This window comes from Roseibium sp. RKSG952 (genome assembly GCF_009711355.1).
In genome coordinates, this window is sequence record NZ_SMMF01000960.1 from 27,408 (window position 1) to 40,806 (window position 13,399).

Annotated in this window: 16 protein-coding genes and 1 tRNA gene; 1 reads left to right on the forward strand and 16 read right to left on the reverse strand. The window is 56.0% G+C overall.

The window, feature by feature from the left end:
- Window positions 1-14: 14 nt before the first annotated feature.
- The 14 genes from queE to E1297_RS41405 all read right to left on the reverse strand — a co-directional run bounded on the left by queE (window position 15) and on the right by E1297_RS41405 (window position 9,968).
- Window positions 15-716, reverse strand: a complete 702-nt coding sequence (gene queE, locus E1297_RS41340; RefSeq protein ID WP_155148709.1) for a 7-carboxy-7-deazaguanine synthase QueE — start codon at window positions 714-716, stop codon at window positions 15-17.
- The gene (queD, locus tag E1297_RS41345) at window positions 713-1,066 is read right to left on the reverse strand and encodes a 6-carboxytetrahydropterin synthase QueD (protein WP_155148711.1); all 354 of its coding nucleotides are present in this window, start codon (window positions 1,064-1,066) and stop codon (window positions 713-715) included. Before queD ends, queE begins: the two co-directional genes overlap by 4 nt.
- The gene (gene queC / locus E1297_RS41350; protein ID WP_155148713.1) at window positions 1,066-1,764 is read right to left on the reverse strand and encodes a 7-cyano-7-deazaguanine synthase QueC; all 699 of its coding nucleotides are present in this window, start codon (window positions 1,762-1,764) and stop codon (window positions 1,066-1,068) included. The genes queD and queC overlap by 1 nt, the downstream gene beginning before the upstream one ends.
- Before the next feature lie 202 nt (window positions 1,765-1,966).
- Window positions 1,967-2,749, reverse strand: coding sequence for a heme ABC transporter ATP-binding protein (locus E1297_RS41355; protein WP_155148715.1), 783 nt, complete (start codon window positions 2,747-2,749; stop codon window positions 1,967-1,969).
- Between the two features lie 2 nt (window positions 2,750-2,751).
- On the reverse strand, window positions 2,752-3,828 hold the full coding sequence (locus E1297_RS41360; RefSeq protein WP_155148717.1) for an iron ABC transporter permease: 1,077 nt from the start codon (window positions 3,826-3,828) through the stop codon (window positions 2,752-2,754).
- A complete protein-coding gene (locus tag E1297_RS41365; protein ID WP_155148719.1) occupies window positions 3,825-4,703 on the reverse strand; it encodes a hemin ABC transporter substrate-binding protein in 879 nt (292 codons plus the stop codon). The genes E1297_RS41360 and E1297_RS41365 overlap by 4 nt, the downstream gene beginning before the upstream one ends.
- Window positions 4,700-5,758 (reverse strand): hemin-degrading factor, encoded by a 1,059-nt coding sequence (locus E1297_RS41370; protein ID WP_155148721.1) that lies wholly within the window; start codon window positions 5,756-5,758, stop codon window positions 4,700-4,702. Before E1297_RS41370 ends, E1297_RS41365 begins: the two co-directional genes overlap by 4 nt.
- Before the next feature lie 219 nt (window positions 5,759-5,977).
- Window positions 5,978-6,292 (reverse strand): DUF202 domain-containing protein, encoded by a 315-nt coding sequence (locus E1297_RS41375; RefSeq protein ID WP_155148724.1) that lies wholly within the window; start codon window positions 6,290-6,292, stop codon window positions 5,978-5,980.
- A gap of 63 nt (window positions 6,293-6,355) precedes the next feature.
- On the reverse strand, window positions 6,356-6,874 hold the full coding sequence (locus E1297_RS41380; RefSeq protein ID WP_155148726.1) for a GNAT family N-acetyltransferase: 519 nt from the start codon (window positions 6,872-6,874) through the stop codon (window positions 6,356-6,358).
- Window positions 6,871-7,425, reverse strand: coding sequence for a helix-turn-helix transcriptional regulator (locus E1297_RS41385; protein ID WP_155148728.1), 555 nt, complete (start codon window positions 7,423-7,425; stop codon window positions 6,871-6,873). The genes E1297_RS41380 and E1297_RS41385 overlap by 4 nt, the downstream gene beginning before the upstream one ends.
- Before the next feature lie 118 nt (window positions 7,426-7,543).
- The gene (locus tag E1297_RS41390) at window positions 7,544-8,560 is read right to left on the reverse strand and encodes a Fe(3+) ABC transporter substrate-binding protein (RefSeq protein WP_155148730.1); all 1,017 of its coding nucleotides are present in this window, start codon (window positions 8,558-8,560) and stop codon (window positions 7,544-7,546) included.
- 165 nt (window positions 8,561-8,725) lie between these two features.
- Complete coding sequence (locus E1297_RS41395; RefSeq protein WP_155148731.1) at window positions 8,726-9,427, reverse strand: hypothetical protein; 702 nt, start codon at window positions 9,425-9,427, stop codon at window positions 8,726-8,728.
- A gap of 249 nt (window positions 9,428-9,676) precedes the next feature.
- A complete protein-coding gene (gene ykgO, locus E1297_RS41400) occupies window positions 9,677-9,802 on the reverse strand; it encodes a type B 50S ribosomal protein L36 (RefSeq protein WP_005648635.1) in 126 nt (41 codons plus the stop codon).
- A gap of 91 nt (window positions 9,803-9,893) precedes the next feature.
- Window positions 9,894-9,968 (reverse strand) — tRNA-Val (locus E1297_RS41405).
- Between the two features lie 148 nt (window positions 9,969-10,116).
- Here E1297_RS41405 and E1297_RS41410 point away from each other — a divergent pair.
- Window positions 10,117-10,977: an N-formylglutamate amidohydrolase gene (locus tag E1297_RS41410; protein WP_155148732.1), complete on the forward strand. Its 861-nt coding sequence runs from the start codon at window positions 10,117-10,119 to the stop codon at window positions 10,975-10,977.
- 4 nt (window positions 10,978-10,981) lie between these two features.
- Here the strand turns inward: E1297_RS41410 and E1297_RS41415 are convergent, their stop codons facing one another.
- Window positions 10,982-12,235, reverse strand: coding sequence for a DNA polymerase IV (locus tag E1297_RS41415; protein ID WP_155148733.1), 1,254 nt, complete (start codon window positions 12,233-12,235; stop codon window positions 10,982-10,984).
- Window positions 12,236-12,607: 372 nt separating this feature from the next.
- Window positions 12,608-13,312: an orotidine-5'-phosphate decarboxylase gene (pyrF, locus tag E1297_RS41420; protein ID WP_155148734.1), complete on the reverse strand. Its 705-nt coding sequence runs from the start codon at window positions 13,310-13,312 to the stop codon at window positions 12,608-12,610.
- Between the last annotated feature and the right edge of the window lie 87 nt (window positions 13,313-13,399).

The window sequence follows — 13,399 nt, forward strand, 5'->3', positions numbered from 1 at the left end:
TGTTTCTCCTTTGCTCAGACGCCGCGCTTATTGCCCCAGACAAGTACATGCAGCTGGGGAAGAATACGGGGTCTGAACCATCGTGCGTTCAGTGTTGTGTCGATTAGCCATTCCAATCGTCCTGTCGTTTCACCCAGGTCGATGGGTTCCGTTGGATCGCTGTTCGGATTTCCGGGCTGAAGATAGAGCGGCAGATCCGGATAACGATCTGCGACTTCGCGCGCCCAATCGAAATCAGCACTATCGAAGATCACAATCTTCAGGACGGTACGGGTTGGGCGCGCAGCCAAGCAGGCGTCAAACTGGCTCCAATCCATCATTTCTCCGCTGCTTGGCGGTTTGGGGCTCAGGATCAGCATGTCGAGATCTGAGAACCACGGCTTGGCGATCGAGCCCTGGGTTTCGCAGGCAAATCCGTAGCCATGTTCCTTGCCCAGTGCGATGAGCGGGGCGAAATCCTGAATGGCCGGATTGCCGCCTGACAGCGAAACGGTCAATGGTTGCCCGCCGGACAGGCGTTGGACTTCGGCCCAGACCGTCTCGGCCTTCATCGGGGTCCAGTCTTGACGATAGTCGCTGTCGACTGCATGGGGGCTGTCGCACCACGAACAACGAAAATCACATCCGCCGGACCTGACAAAGACTGTCGGTTCGCCGATCAGTGCGCCTTCGCCCTGTACAGTGGGGCCGAAGATCTCGGATATCCTCAAGCTCATGGTCGATACTCCGCCCAGGTCTTAGGGGTCTCAGACACCTTGACGGCCGCCGTTTCTGGCCAGCGGGCTGAACACCATTCATAGAAGTGACGCGCCAGGTTCTCAGCGGTTGAGATTTCGTTCATCACATCGTTCAGGTGCCGGTGGTCAAAGCTGTCGTCGATATAGGTTTTGAGTGGCTTCAGTTCCTGATAGTCCCGAACAAAACCGTCCCGATTCAATTCGGCTGCGGCCAGTTCGACCACCACGATATAGTTATGCCCATGCAGCCGCGCGCATTGATGCGTTTCGGGCAGGTGGCCCAGCTGATGTGAGGCAGAGAAGTGAAACTCTTTGGTGATCCGGAACATCAGTCTTGCTTTCCTTCAATCGCCGCGCGCCAGAAATCGGGGTCTTCATAAAGGGTCGGGTCAGCTACACCGGCAAGATCGAATGCTTCGCGCCGCTCCACACAGGTGCCGCAACGACCACAGTGGCTTTCTCCGCCTTTGTAGCAGGACCACGTCTGATCAAATGGTGTGTTAACCCGTGCACCTTCGGCAACGATGTCAGCCTTGGAACGATGCACGAAGGGGACGTACAACGAGACATCTGCGTAGCCATCAAGAGCCGCGCGTTGCATCGCATCGAACGCATCCGTGAATGCAGGACGGCAATCGGGATAGATGAAGTGATCCCCGCCATGCACCGCAGCTGCAACGGCGTCGTCACCCGCAGCAGCGGCGACACCATATGCGATGGTCAGCATGATCGCATTGCGGTTCGGCACCACTGTGACTTTCATCGTGTCTTCGGCGTAATGGCCGTCTGGTACATCCAGGTCATCCGTCAGCGCAGAACCAGTCAGCGATGCCCCGACGGATCGCAGATCAATCACGTGATGGGGTACGTTCAGACGCTCGGAACAGGCGGCGGCAAAGGCCAGTTCTTTGTTGTGCCGCTGGCCATAGTCAAATGACACAAGACGCGACAATTGTCCGTCATTCGCCAGAACGTGAGCAAGCGAAACGGAATCGAGCCCGCCGGAGCAGACCAATGTAGTCTTCATGATTTTCAGTCCTTGTTTTGATACCCGGGTAGGCTGCGACCGGTGGCCGGGACGCATAGGAGCAAACCGCGCAGAATGCAATGCACTTTGCGTTGAGCCTTGGGGGCAGTTTTGGCTGCTATCCGCGATAAACCGGGTTTGGATACCAGGACGTGTAGGGTCGCGGTCCCGAATGCAGGTGATCGCGATCAAACTAGGTCTGTCAGGTGTTCTGGTACATGGCCTGTGGCAGTACGAAGGGCACCTGAGTCGGGGGTGTTTTATTCATCTGCAAATTGATGCCGTAGACATCCCGCATCATGTCGTCGTTCAATACCTCCGACGGTGCACCCGATCCCCAAACGCGGCCTTGCGAAAGCACGTAGATTGTATCCGCAAACAAAGCTGTCAGATTGAGGTCATGCATCACCACCACCACACCGCCGCCTCGCGATGCAAAATCTCGGGCGATATCGAGGACCGTGAACTGATGGGCGATGTCCAGACTGGCGACGGGTTCGTCCAGCAGAAGCCACTTGGTCTCGGAACTGTCCGGAGTTTCCCAAACCTGCGTGAGAACACGGGCCAGTTGCACACGCTGCTGCTCGCCCCCCGACAACTCCTGATAGGACCGGTTTTCAAACCCGGCTAGATCAACATGCTTCAGCGCTTGAATCGGCAAGTGTTCATCTGCACCGGCCAACCCGCGCGCAAGCCCAAGCCGAACGATCTCGAGCACGGTGAAGGGAAAGGCAACCGATGAGGCTTGTGGAAGGACACCCCGCATCGGGGATAGTTCCCATGGCTGCAGGGATGAGATGTCAGATCCGTTGAGCGTTATGGTTCCCGCACCCGTAATTTCGCCTGACAGCGTCTTTAGCAAGGTGGACTTACCTGATCCGTTGGGACCAATAATCGCCGTAACCTTTCCCGGTTCTGCCTTGAAGTCGATACCATGCAGAATTTCCTTTCTGCCCAGTGTCACGCGGATGTTTGTCGCTTCCATTTCTACATCCCCATCGTTCCGTGGCGCCGCAGCAGAATCCACAGGAACACAGGTGTTCCGAGTATTGCGGTGACGATACCAATAGGCAGTTCAGCCGGTGCAACGATGACGCGGCTGATCATGTCCGCGCAAAGCAGCAGGCTGGCGCCCAGCAGCGCTGAATTCATCAGCAATCTGTGGTGATCGGGACCTGTTCCCAGCCGCAGAAGGTGCGGTACGACGATCCCGATAAACCCGATGCCACCCGAAACTGCGACGGCGGCTCCGGTTGCAGCTGCCACAGCCAGGATCGCTAGATTCTTGCTACGTTGTACAGGTATTCCGATGTGATGCGCGACAGCTTCGCCCATCGCCATTCCGTTCAGAGCACGTGCAAGAAACTGGGTGCTGACCACCGCTATTAGAATGATTGGCGCCACGGTCACCACTTTGATCCATGTAGCACCGGCAAGTGAGCCCATGCCCCAAAAGGTCAGATCACGCAGTTGCTGATCATCGGCCATATAGACCAAAACACCCGACACCGCCCCCGACAAAGCTCCCAGGGCAATACCGGCCAGCAACATCGTCGCGACCGAAGTTTGCCCGCGCCGGGTCGAAACACGGTAGAGGATAAGAACCGATGCCCATCCACCAAGGAATGCGGCAACGGCCACAAGACCATTCCCAACCACGCTCAATAGGGCGGCGGGCAGATAGCTTCCCAGGATGATCGCTGAGATCGCGCCAAGACCAGCGCCGGCGCTCACACCAACAATTCCCGGGTCGGCCAGCGGGTTGCGGAACAGGCCTTGCATGACCACGCCTGACACCGCCAGGGCGGCTCCGACCAGCATGCCCATCGCCAATCTGGGCAGTCTGATATCCCACAAGACGATCCGGTTCAGGTCGGAAACTTCACGGCCTGAAATCAGGTCAGAGATGGTCGCGCGGAGCGAAGCTTCGGATGCTCCGATCGAAAGGCTGATGGCACTGACCAGACACAGCAGCAAAAACAACGCAAACGTTACGCGTCGTGCGGTTGCGCGACGGTCCTTTGGTGGTTTGATCAGTTCATCATGCTCAAGTGCAATGCTCATAGGCCCTGCTTGTTTTGAAGCGCTTTAGAAAGGTCGCTGATCGCGTTTGCCGTGCGTGGTCCGAACCCCAATAGGTAAAGACCCTGCATCCGTATCAGCCTCTTGTTCTGAGCAGCTGGTGTCAGCGCAATTGATGGTATCTGAAAAAGCTCTTCGTCCGGTGTCGCGTGACCGCCTTGGCGATCCATCATCAGGATCACATCCGGAGCTGCGGTTGCCATCGCTTCGGGCGAAATGGGTTTGTATCCCGAAAAACTGGCGGCCGCATTTACGCCGCCGGCGAGTGAGATGATGCTGTCGGCCTGAGTGCCTGATCCGCCGACCATGATCCGGCCATCCTGAATGGACAAGATGAACAGGACCCGTGCCCGGTCAGAGCCTGTTGCTTCGATGGCGGCAGAGTGGGCCGCATCTATTTCGGCACCAACCTGTTCAGCTAGAGCGTTTGCCGCCTCTTCTTCGCCCAGCGCCGCACCGACTGCGCGAATCTTCTCGACGACACCGTCGCGGCTGAATTCATGCGGCACTTCGACGTATTCGACACCGGCCTCCCTGAGAACCGCAATTGCCTCGGGTGGTCCTGATCCTTCGACGGAGACGATCATGTCGGGCGCGACGGACAGAACACCTTCGGGTGTCAGTGCGCGCATGTAGCCGACATCGGGCAACTCCGACGCTTCCTGCGGATAACTAGAGGTCCGGTCCCTTCCGACCAGCCTGTCTTGTTGGCCCAGTGCATAGATGATTTCGGTGACCGAGCCGCCAATCGAAACGATCTTGTTGGCTTCTGTTCCCTCGGCCATTGCCTGATGTGCGCCAAAGGTGAGACTGATAAAAAGCGCCGTACGGTTCAGGAATCTGCTGGTCATACTCATTGCGCGGGCTCCGCTACTGCCAGTGATTGCAATCCGGCGACAAGTTCGTCCCAGGCGGGGCGATGGTCGTTTTCCCCAGAACGGCGGCCGAATACCTGCAGGATCAGACCGCCATCGGAATCGAATGCTTCGACAGATACGGCAGGGCCGCGTTGGGTGGGCTTGGTAACAGCCCAGACCTCTGCGATGCGATCAGATCTCAGATGGAGGTTGAACCGTGGATCGAGCACGTTGAACCATGGCCCCATCTGTTTAAGGGTATGTATTGGCCCGCCATGAATTTCGATGCACCCGCGATTGCCAACGAAGACCATGACTTCCAGGGCCTGATCCCGGACCTGCTCAAACATGGTCGTGACGCTGCCTGGCTCCAGAGCGCGGGCCAAAGGCTTCCCGGCGATGCGGTAAGCGCCCAGCCTGTTCATCTTCAGTTTTGAGGTCAGCCGCAGAAACTGATGGGTGTCGGTCATCTTTGCCCATTCGGTTCGCAGCGCATCAACCTTATCCGGATTGGTCTTGGGTGCCTCGGTCGGCTGGCGTTGCGCCACCTCCAGCACCTGCGACTGGTCTTCGGATTTCAGTTCTGAAACCAGGGTATGCCAATGATCCAGGTTCGAGCCGTCGCGCAGATAGATTTTGTGCACCGCGTCACCAGCAGCATCAAAGATCTGAAGCGATTTTTGTGTCGCCTTGTCGGTCGCGCGCTCAACCGCGAAGGCGTGAACCCAATGGCTGGGGAACATGCGCAGATCGATATCTGCGGTCAGCACCATCGAAGCATGGGCGCCGGAGTGATAGTTGTCGTACTGGCCCACCTTCTCAATCACGCAATGCGGATTTCGGGTCAAAGCCATCACCTCACCCAGCCCGTTCAGGCGCGAAAAGATATCATCAAGGCTGGCCGAAATCCTCGTGACGTTCTGCCCAACGAAGGCGGCGACCAGCTGCGCTTCGGCGATTCCAAGAGACTCGGCAAGATCGCGGTCACGTCGACCTGGGTTATCTGCATGCGCAGCACGAATTTGTTCGGGTGCCATAAGCGCCTGTTCCGTCATGGGCTTTCCCATCTCTGAGTGGTTTTCTGGAGGCGCTGGCTTGGCGACTGGGAGATCAGTGGCCCGCTGGCAAGGGTCGCATGCACGACCAAAATTATGTTGACTGTTTTAGTAAGTTTAACTTGTGGGTACAAGTCGTCATTCCACGTAAGTGGTCATCATCAAATCTGAACGTTCAAACAGGATAATTTGCGAGCAGCGCAGACTAGTGCAGCCCTCTTATTCAACGCCGGAATCGCGCTTTTCGGCCTCTATGAGGCGCTTGGTGCGCAAATAGTCCAAACCTCCGATGATCAGGATCAGGCCTGAGATTGGTATGGCAATCAGTCCAAGGTTTCCCTGCATCGATTGCGCGTCAAAAAAATGCATCAGGCCAAAACCCGCGATCGCAAGACCCAGCGCAGTTTTTATATAGGCCAGAAAGGTGCGTCTGTTGGCCAGCTCGGTGCGCACCACGGCCAGAACCATACTGTCCGCTTCACGCCTTTGTTTGACCTCTGCTGCAGTATCGGGTTGGGATCCGGAATTACTCATATGGAAGATTTGAGTGAAAATCTCTGACGGAGGCAAGTGTTTTTGAGCACACCCCTGACCGAGCTAGTTCAGATCTTTGTACATGTAAGTTGTTGGCTCTAGCCTGTCTTCAAATGGGTTGCGGCAGTAGTTCGGAATCTCACCTGCGATCTGAAAGCCAAGGCTCTGATACAAGATGCGCGATGGATCGGAGCTGCGCGTATCCAGTACAAGCATAGACCGCCCAAGCTCTTTTGCGCGTTCTTCAAGTACATTCATCAGTGCCCGGCCGTAGCCTCGACGGCGCGCCTCAGGGTGGACAAGCAACTTTGCCACGTCTGCACGATGTGGCTGGTTCGGCATGCTAGCCGGGATGAGTTGCACAGTGCCCATGACGCGCCCCTCATCATAGATTGCAAACAGATCAAGCGTGCCAGATGTTAGATCGGGGCGAACCCGCTCTTGCCAATACCTGCCGGCGTCCTCCTTCGAGAAAGGCAGAATAAAACCGATACTTGCCCCGGTCTGAACACAGGCATGCAAAATATCGCTCAGATCATTCAGAGCCGTGTCAAAGTAGTCAGTATTCAGGCGTGTAATCATATCAGCACCAGGATGTACCGTGCGCCACGTCCAGCGTTGGTTTCGAACCGGGTAGGGCCTGACAGATGATAGCGCAGGCAGTCGCCACCGCTCAGCATGTGTGACGTGCCATCGACTGTCAGTGTAAGCACTCCGTCCAGTACGATAAGGTGGTGTTCCTGCCCGGGTTTGGGGGGCGCATCATATGAGATGGTTGTTTCGGGGGGCAGGTGACACTCCAACACTTCGCCGCTTAGCCCCGCTGCGGGTGGAGAAACTGATCGACGCGTGAAGCCGGTTTCAGGATCCCGCCATTCGATCTGCCGTTCAAACGGAACTTTGGGATCAAAGCTGTCTTCGACCATCATGAGCAATCGGGACATCGGCAGGCCGTAGGCTGCACATAAACGGCCAAGGCTTTCGGCGGTGGGGCTGACGTCACCCTTCTCCATGCGGGACAGTGTGGCGCGGCTGATACCGCTGTGTTCGGTCAGTTGGTCCAGAGACCAGCCACGGCTCTGACGCAGTTCGCTCAGACGGTTGGCGAGGCGATTTGAAAGGTCATCAAGCATCGTTCATTTTAGAGAATCATTTCCAGATATGAAAATAGTATCTGAAAAACATGGTGTGGCAATAGAAAAAGGGTGCAGGAGAACCTGCACCCTTCCACTGCTCGGGTTTGTGTCTGGATTACTTCCAGCCTACCTCGTTAAAGATCTTCTGCGCTTCGGGAAGGTTCGTGGCAACCTCTGATAGGTTCACCTCATCCGCTTTGAAGTCGCCCAGCGTCTTTACTGTTTCCGCCAGTTCTACACCTTCGACCGCCGGAAACTCGTCATTGCCTGCCGAGAAATACTGTTGCGCCTGATCACTGGCCAGATACTCAAGGAACAGGATCGCGTTTTCCTTATTCGGCGCGTTGGTTGCAACACCAGCACCTGATAGGTTCATATGTGCGCCATAGCTGTCCTGGTTGGGGAAAACCCAGCCGATCTTCTCACGCTCCGAAGACAGACCTTTGACATCTTTGCGGATCGAGCGGACAAAATAATAGGTGTTCGATACCGCGATATCGCACTCACCCGATACTAGGCCGCGCAGCTGGTCGGTGTCGCCGCCCTGCGGCTCGCGCGCCATGTTGTCGACGATGGCTTCGGCCCATGTTTTAGCCGCGTCAGCACCCTCGTGGGTAATGATCGAGGCCAGCAGAGTCTGGTTGTAAACGTTGGCAGAGGACCGGATGCAGATCTTGCCCTTGTATTCAGGCTTAGCCAGATCAGCATAGGTCGCGGGCGGGTTGGTCACGTTGTCTTTGTTATAAAAGATGATCCGGCCACGCTGTGAAAAGCCGAACCATTCGTTGTCGGCATCCTGCAGGTTGGCGGGAATACGTTCTTCCAGAACCTCACTGTCGATCGCCTGCAGCAGGCCGGCATTTTTAGCCCGTGCCAGGCGCGAAGTGTCTACGGTCAGCATCACGTCCGCTGGAGAGTTCGCGCCCTCGGCTTCCATCCGCGCGATCAACTCGTCGGCTTTGCCTTCGATACGGTTGATCTGGATGCCTGTGGCTTCTTCAAAATCGGAATACAGACGTTCGTCCGTGTCGTAGTGGCGCGACGAATACAGGTTCAACTCGCCATCGGCGATGGCCGATGTGGCGATCAGTGTCGTCAGAGCGGCAGCAATACAGGTAGTGGATTTCAGCATGGTATATCCCAACATTGTAACTCGTGACGGGGTCTATCCCGAGTAATTTGCTCAATTATACAAGTCTGCCAAAAAAGCAAGAAAGACCAGTCAGAATGGATGGCCAAATCGTCGCGACCTGACGAAAGGTGCTACCGTTCAGATCCCGACAGGAGCTCTTTAGGGCTAGTGAGTGCAGTCCTCCAACCCATCAAGATTTCTTTTAATGGGTTGAGTCGGTCCAAAGAACTGTTCAAGAAAGGCCAGTCGATTTGGCGCCAGTGTCTCCAAATCGCTGCGCAACTGGTCGGGCAGGCGATCTGGATGCTGGAAATACGCGAAAGCAAAAAGCGCGGTTTCTGCCAAATCCTCGCGTTCTGGAAACGAAGCGCCATAAGTCGTCACGAAACCCTTGTCCGCTGCCTGCGCCTTTCGCCACTCTGCGCTGTGTGCGATAGGGACATCCATGGTTGCGTGCACGGACTCATGAAAGACCGTCTCTTCCAGATCATGGGTTGAAATACGCTTATCCATATTCCCATCGTAAACTACGAAAAAGCGCCCGCGATCTTCAGCAAATGCGGTTTCGTCGCCTTTGTGAACAACCACATGGTCAAGCCTTTCGCGCATGAACCATGGTAGATGGCCAAGCGGCCCGGTTAGTTTCTGGGCAGCAAGAGTTGCCGCGAAAGTGTTGAGAAAGTCCGGATGGACCCACAGCTGGATTGCGGTCCCATCCAGAAACCAGGCTTCGAAAATATGGACATCGTCAACGAGTAACCTGTCCTTGCGTTTGTCCGGCATCTCTCTGGTGTCTGCGCCAAAGTATTGAAGGCAATAGAATGCACTTTCATCCTCGGATGAGATGAACTCGATATCATTGGACACGACTGAGTTGGGAAAAAGCGGATCAGTTGCTCCGGCACTGGGGAGTAATAAACAAAGCGAAAAAGTAAGGTGTTTCAAGCAGAGGTTTCCTCAATGCGGATCGGTTTAAAAAAGGCTTTTGGCGACTTTGTGCGGTCTGACATCGGTTACAAGCGAATGCTTGTGTAGCCAGGGCGGAGTTGTCATGTCAGCGCGCATAAAAAAACCGCGCTCGAAGGCGCGGTTCTTTTAAATCGATATGTGCAGTTCTTAGCCCTGGCGAGCTTTGAACTTGCGCTGCGTCTTGTTGATAACGTAGACGCGGCCTTTGCGACGCACAACGCGGCAATCACGGTGCCGGTTCTTGAGCGAGCGGAGCGAGTTCTTGACCTTCATGGGTCTGTCTCCATTTTGCGGCGCCTTCATCAAAAGACGTGGCCAGCGCCTAGGTTAGCGGGTGCCCCGGAAATCCGGAACAGTGAAACGATGGTGGGCGGTACAAGGATCGAACTTGTGACCCCTTCGATGTCAACGAAGTGCTCTACCGCTGAGCTAACCGCCCACGAAACCTTTGCGTGACCTGCCCCATAACGAAATGGGGCGCGGAACCCCGCGCCGGTAGCGGGGTCTATAAAAGGAGTCGTTGGGGGGATCAAGGGGTTTGGAAGAACTATTTTCCGGTCTATGTTCGGAAGGAACAAGGAGAACCCATGAAGAACTCAGCCTACGGATTGGAAATGCCCGCCAAGCGCACCTCATGCGTGGTGTTTTCCTCACCTCATAGTGGCCGGGACTACCCCTCAGCGCTGATGAAGCGAACGGTTTTGAACCGAAACGTGATTCGGTCCTCTGAGGATGCATTCGTTGATCAACTGTTCGATGCGGCGGCCGAGTTTGGCGCCCCATTCCTGAAAGCAGCGATGCCACGTGCATATCTCGATCTGAACCGCAGTGCGGAAGAGTTGGATCCAGCACTGATTCAAGGGGCCCGCCGTCAGGGGCATAATCCCCGTGTCGCCTCGGGACTTGGTGTGATTCCCCGCGTTGTCGCAAATGGTCGCGCGATTTATCGCGGTAAGCTGACCATGGACGAGGCGCGGTTGCGGATCGACAATTACTGGCGCCCCTATCATGCGAGACTGAAGTCATTGCTGGCCGAATCGCACGAAGAATTCGGGCAAGCCATCCTGGTTGACTGTCATTCCATGCCGCATGAAGCGGTCGCGATCTCGGGCAATGCGCGCGGCAATAAGCCGGACATTGTGTTGGGGGATCGGTTCGGGGCTTCGGCATCAGGTGTTATTGTCGATCAGATTGAAGCGGCTTTTGCCTCGGCAGGGCTCAATGTGGCGCGGAATGCGCCCTTTGCCGGGGCCTATGTCACTCAGACATACGGCCGGCCGGGACGCCAACAGCATGCCATCCAGATCGAGATTGATCGGTCGTTGTATATGGATGAGGAAACGATTGAGCCGAATGCGAACTTTGAAGAGTTCAGAGAGATTCTGCGCGATGTCGTCGCCGAAATCGCTTGTATCGGCGCTCAACCGGTTCGGCTTGCGGCAGAATAGCGGGTTAACGCAGCGAACGTCCTTTTACGATTGCTTCGGTTCCGAACCTTTGCCGAATCTCATCTGTTGCGCGTTCCGCCTTTGATCTCTGCACAGCACCCGGATCCAGCAGGTCGCCGGATATGTCTGCCTGATCAGCAGGGCAAAGATCGGAGATACCACATCCCAGCAGCCGATAGGGCCCCTGATCTCCAACCTGATCAAATAAGCCCCGCGCCGTGCGATAAATCCTATCCGCGATCTGTGTAGGATCGCGTAGTGAAACCCTTCGTGTCAGGATCTTGTGATTGGCCTTTTTAAGTTTGAGTGTCACGACGCGACCGGCCAAGCCTTTTGCTTTAGCCCGATCTGCCACTTTTTCGGACATGCGCCACAGGTGCCCGTCCAGAATATCGAGACTGGCGGTGTCTTCGAAAAAAGTGGTCTCATTGCTGATGGATTTCATAGGTTCATGGGCTGACACCCGGCGTTTGTCCTGTCCGCGCGCCAGATGCCAAAGCCGATAACCCATCGATCCTAAGCGTGCGGTCAGAGCCTCCTGATCCCATCGAAGCAGATCTGAAAATGTTCGAATTCCCGACCGGTCCAGCGATTCCTGCGCCGCTGGCCCGATCCCCCAGATCAGCCTTACGGGTTTGTCGTTCAGAAACGATGCAGTCTCGGCCTTGCCGATCACTGAAAAACCGCGCGGCTTATCGAGATCAGAGGCAACCTTGGCCAGAAACTTGTTGTGGCTCAGCCCGATCGAACCGGTCAGCCCCAGTTCATCCTTCATTCGTTTGACCAGCCGGGCCAGCATCACTGCAGGTGGCGCGCCATGCAGGCGCTCGGTTCCGGACAGGTCCATGAAAGCCTCATCAAGCGACAAGGGCTCTACGTCCGGTGTCAGTTCATCCATCATCGCGCGGATCTGGCGCGAGACACCCACATAGATCGACATCCGAGGTTTGATGACGACGGCATCTGGACACAGCTGCAACGCCTTGAACATCGGCATTGCCGATCTCACCCCACGAATACGGGCAACATAGCAGGCGGTTGAAACCACGCCGCGCTTGCCGCCTCCTATGATCACCGGTTTATCCGCCAGTTCGGGATTGTCGCGCTTTTCAACCGAGGCATAGAAAGCATCGCAATCCATATGTGCGATGGTCAGGTCAAAGAGTTCTGGATGTGTTTTGACACGCGGGCTGCCGCAGGACGTACAACGACGTTCTTCAGCCAGTAGGGTCAAACAATCTCGGCAAAGACCGGGCATCCTATTCCTTCTGCGCAATGTGGGCGTGGTGGGGAAGCAAGATATCCGAGGGTATATCACCAACACCGGCAGATCAAAGATTCGCCGTGTACTTTGCCGATGATCGATGCCTTAACAAGAAGACCCCCCGCGTTTGCGGGGGGAGGTAACGGACCTCAGGAAGATACGGTCCGTTGGGGAGTGTTCCGAGTACAGAATCGCTCAAATTCGCCAATTTCGATAGCTCGAAGCCGACCTTGCTAAAACTCGCCTTTTTCATGTGTGTTTTCGGGCACAGAGACGATTTGGCGCGGTGCGCCTAAAAACTGACGTAAGGTCAACTGGTTGAGGGCGCTTTTACAGCCAGATTTGAGGCTAAGTCTGCGAACTCAATTAGTGATGTGTCAGTGAATTTAACTCGTTCAGAACCGCTTCTGCCGCCGCTTTTGGGTCCTCTGCCTGATAAATTGGACGGCCGACAACGATATGATCGGCCCCGTCGCCAATCGCGCTTGCGGGGGTAGCAACGCGTTTCTGATCTCCCAAAGCCGCTCCGGCGGGGCGTACGCCGGGTGTCACAATCAGGCGGCCTTCCGATTGGGGCAGGGCGCGGATCAGGGCTGCTTCCTGCGGACTTGCAATGACGCCGTCCGCTCCGGCTTCGAAGGCCTTGGCAGCACGCTCAACAACAAGTTCCTGCACGTCGCCCGCTTTCAACAGGCTGGAATCCAGGTCATCCCGGTTCAGCGAAGTCAGGATCGTCACGGCCAGAATCTTGAGGTCTTTGCCCGAAGCGCCTTCTTTCGCGGCGCGTACAACATGCGGGTCGCCATGGACTGTCAGAAAATCCAAGTCGAACTGGGCCAGACCCCGTACCGCGTTTTCTACAGTGTTGCCGATGTCGAACAGCTTCATGTCCAGAAAGATGCGTTTTCCGTGGTCCTGCTTCAGTTCGTTGGCCAGCGCCAACCCACCGCCGGTCAACATGCCTAGTCCGATCTTGTAGAAAGAGACGCTGTCGCCCAGCCGCTCGGCCATGGCCAGCCCCTGCAGGGCGTTCGGAACATCGAGGGCAACGATAAGACGGTCATCGGACATGGGGCAGGCTCCTTTTTGACAAACGTCTGCGTCCTAGCGGGTTCCGGCCGTTCTGTCCATGCATCCGTGATCTATGTCACGTCGTGG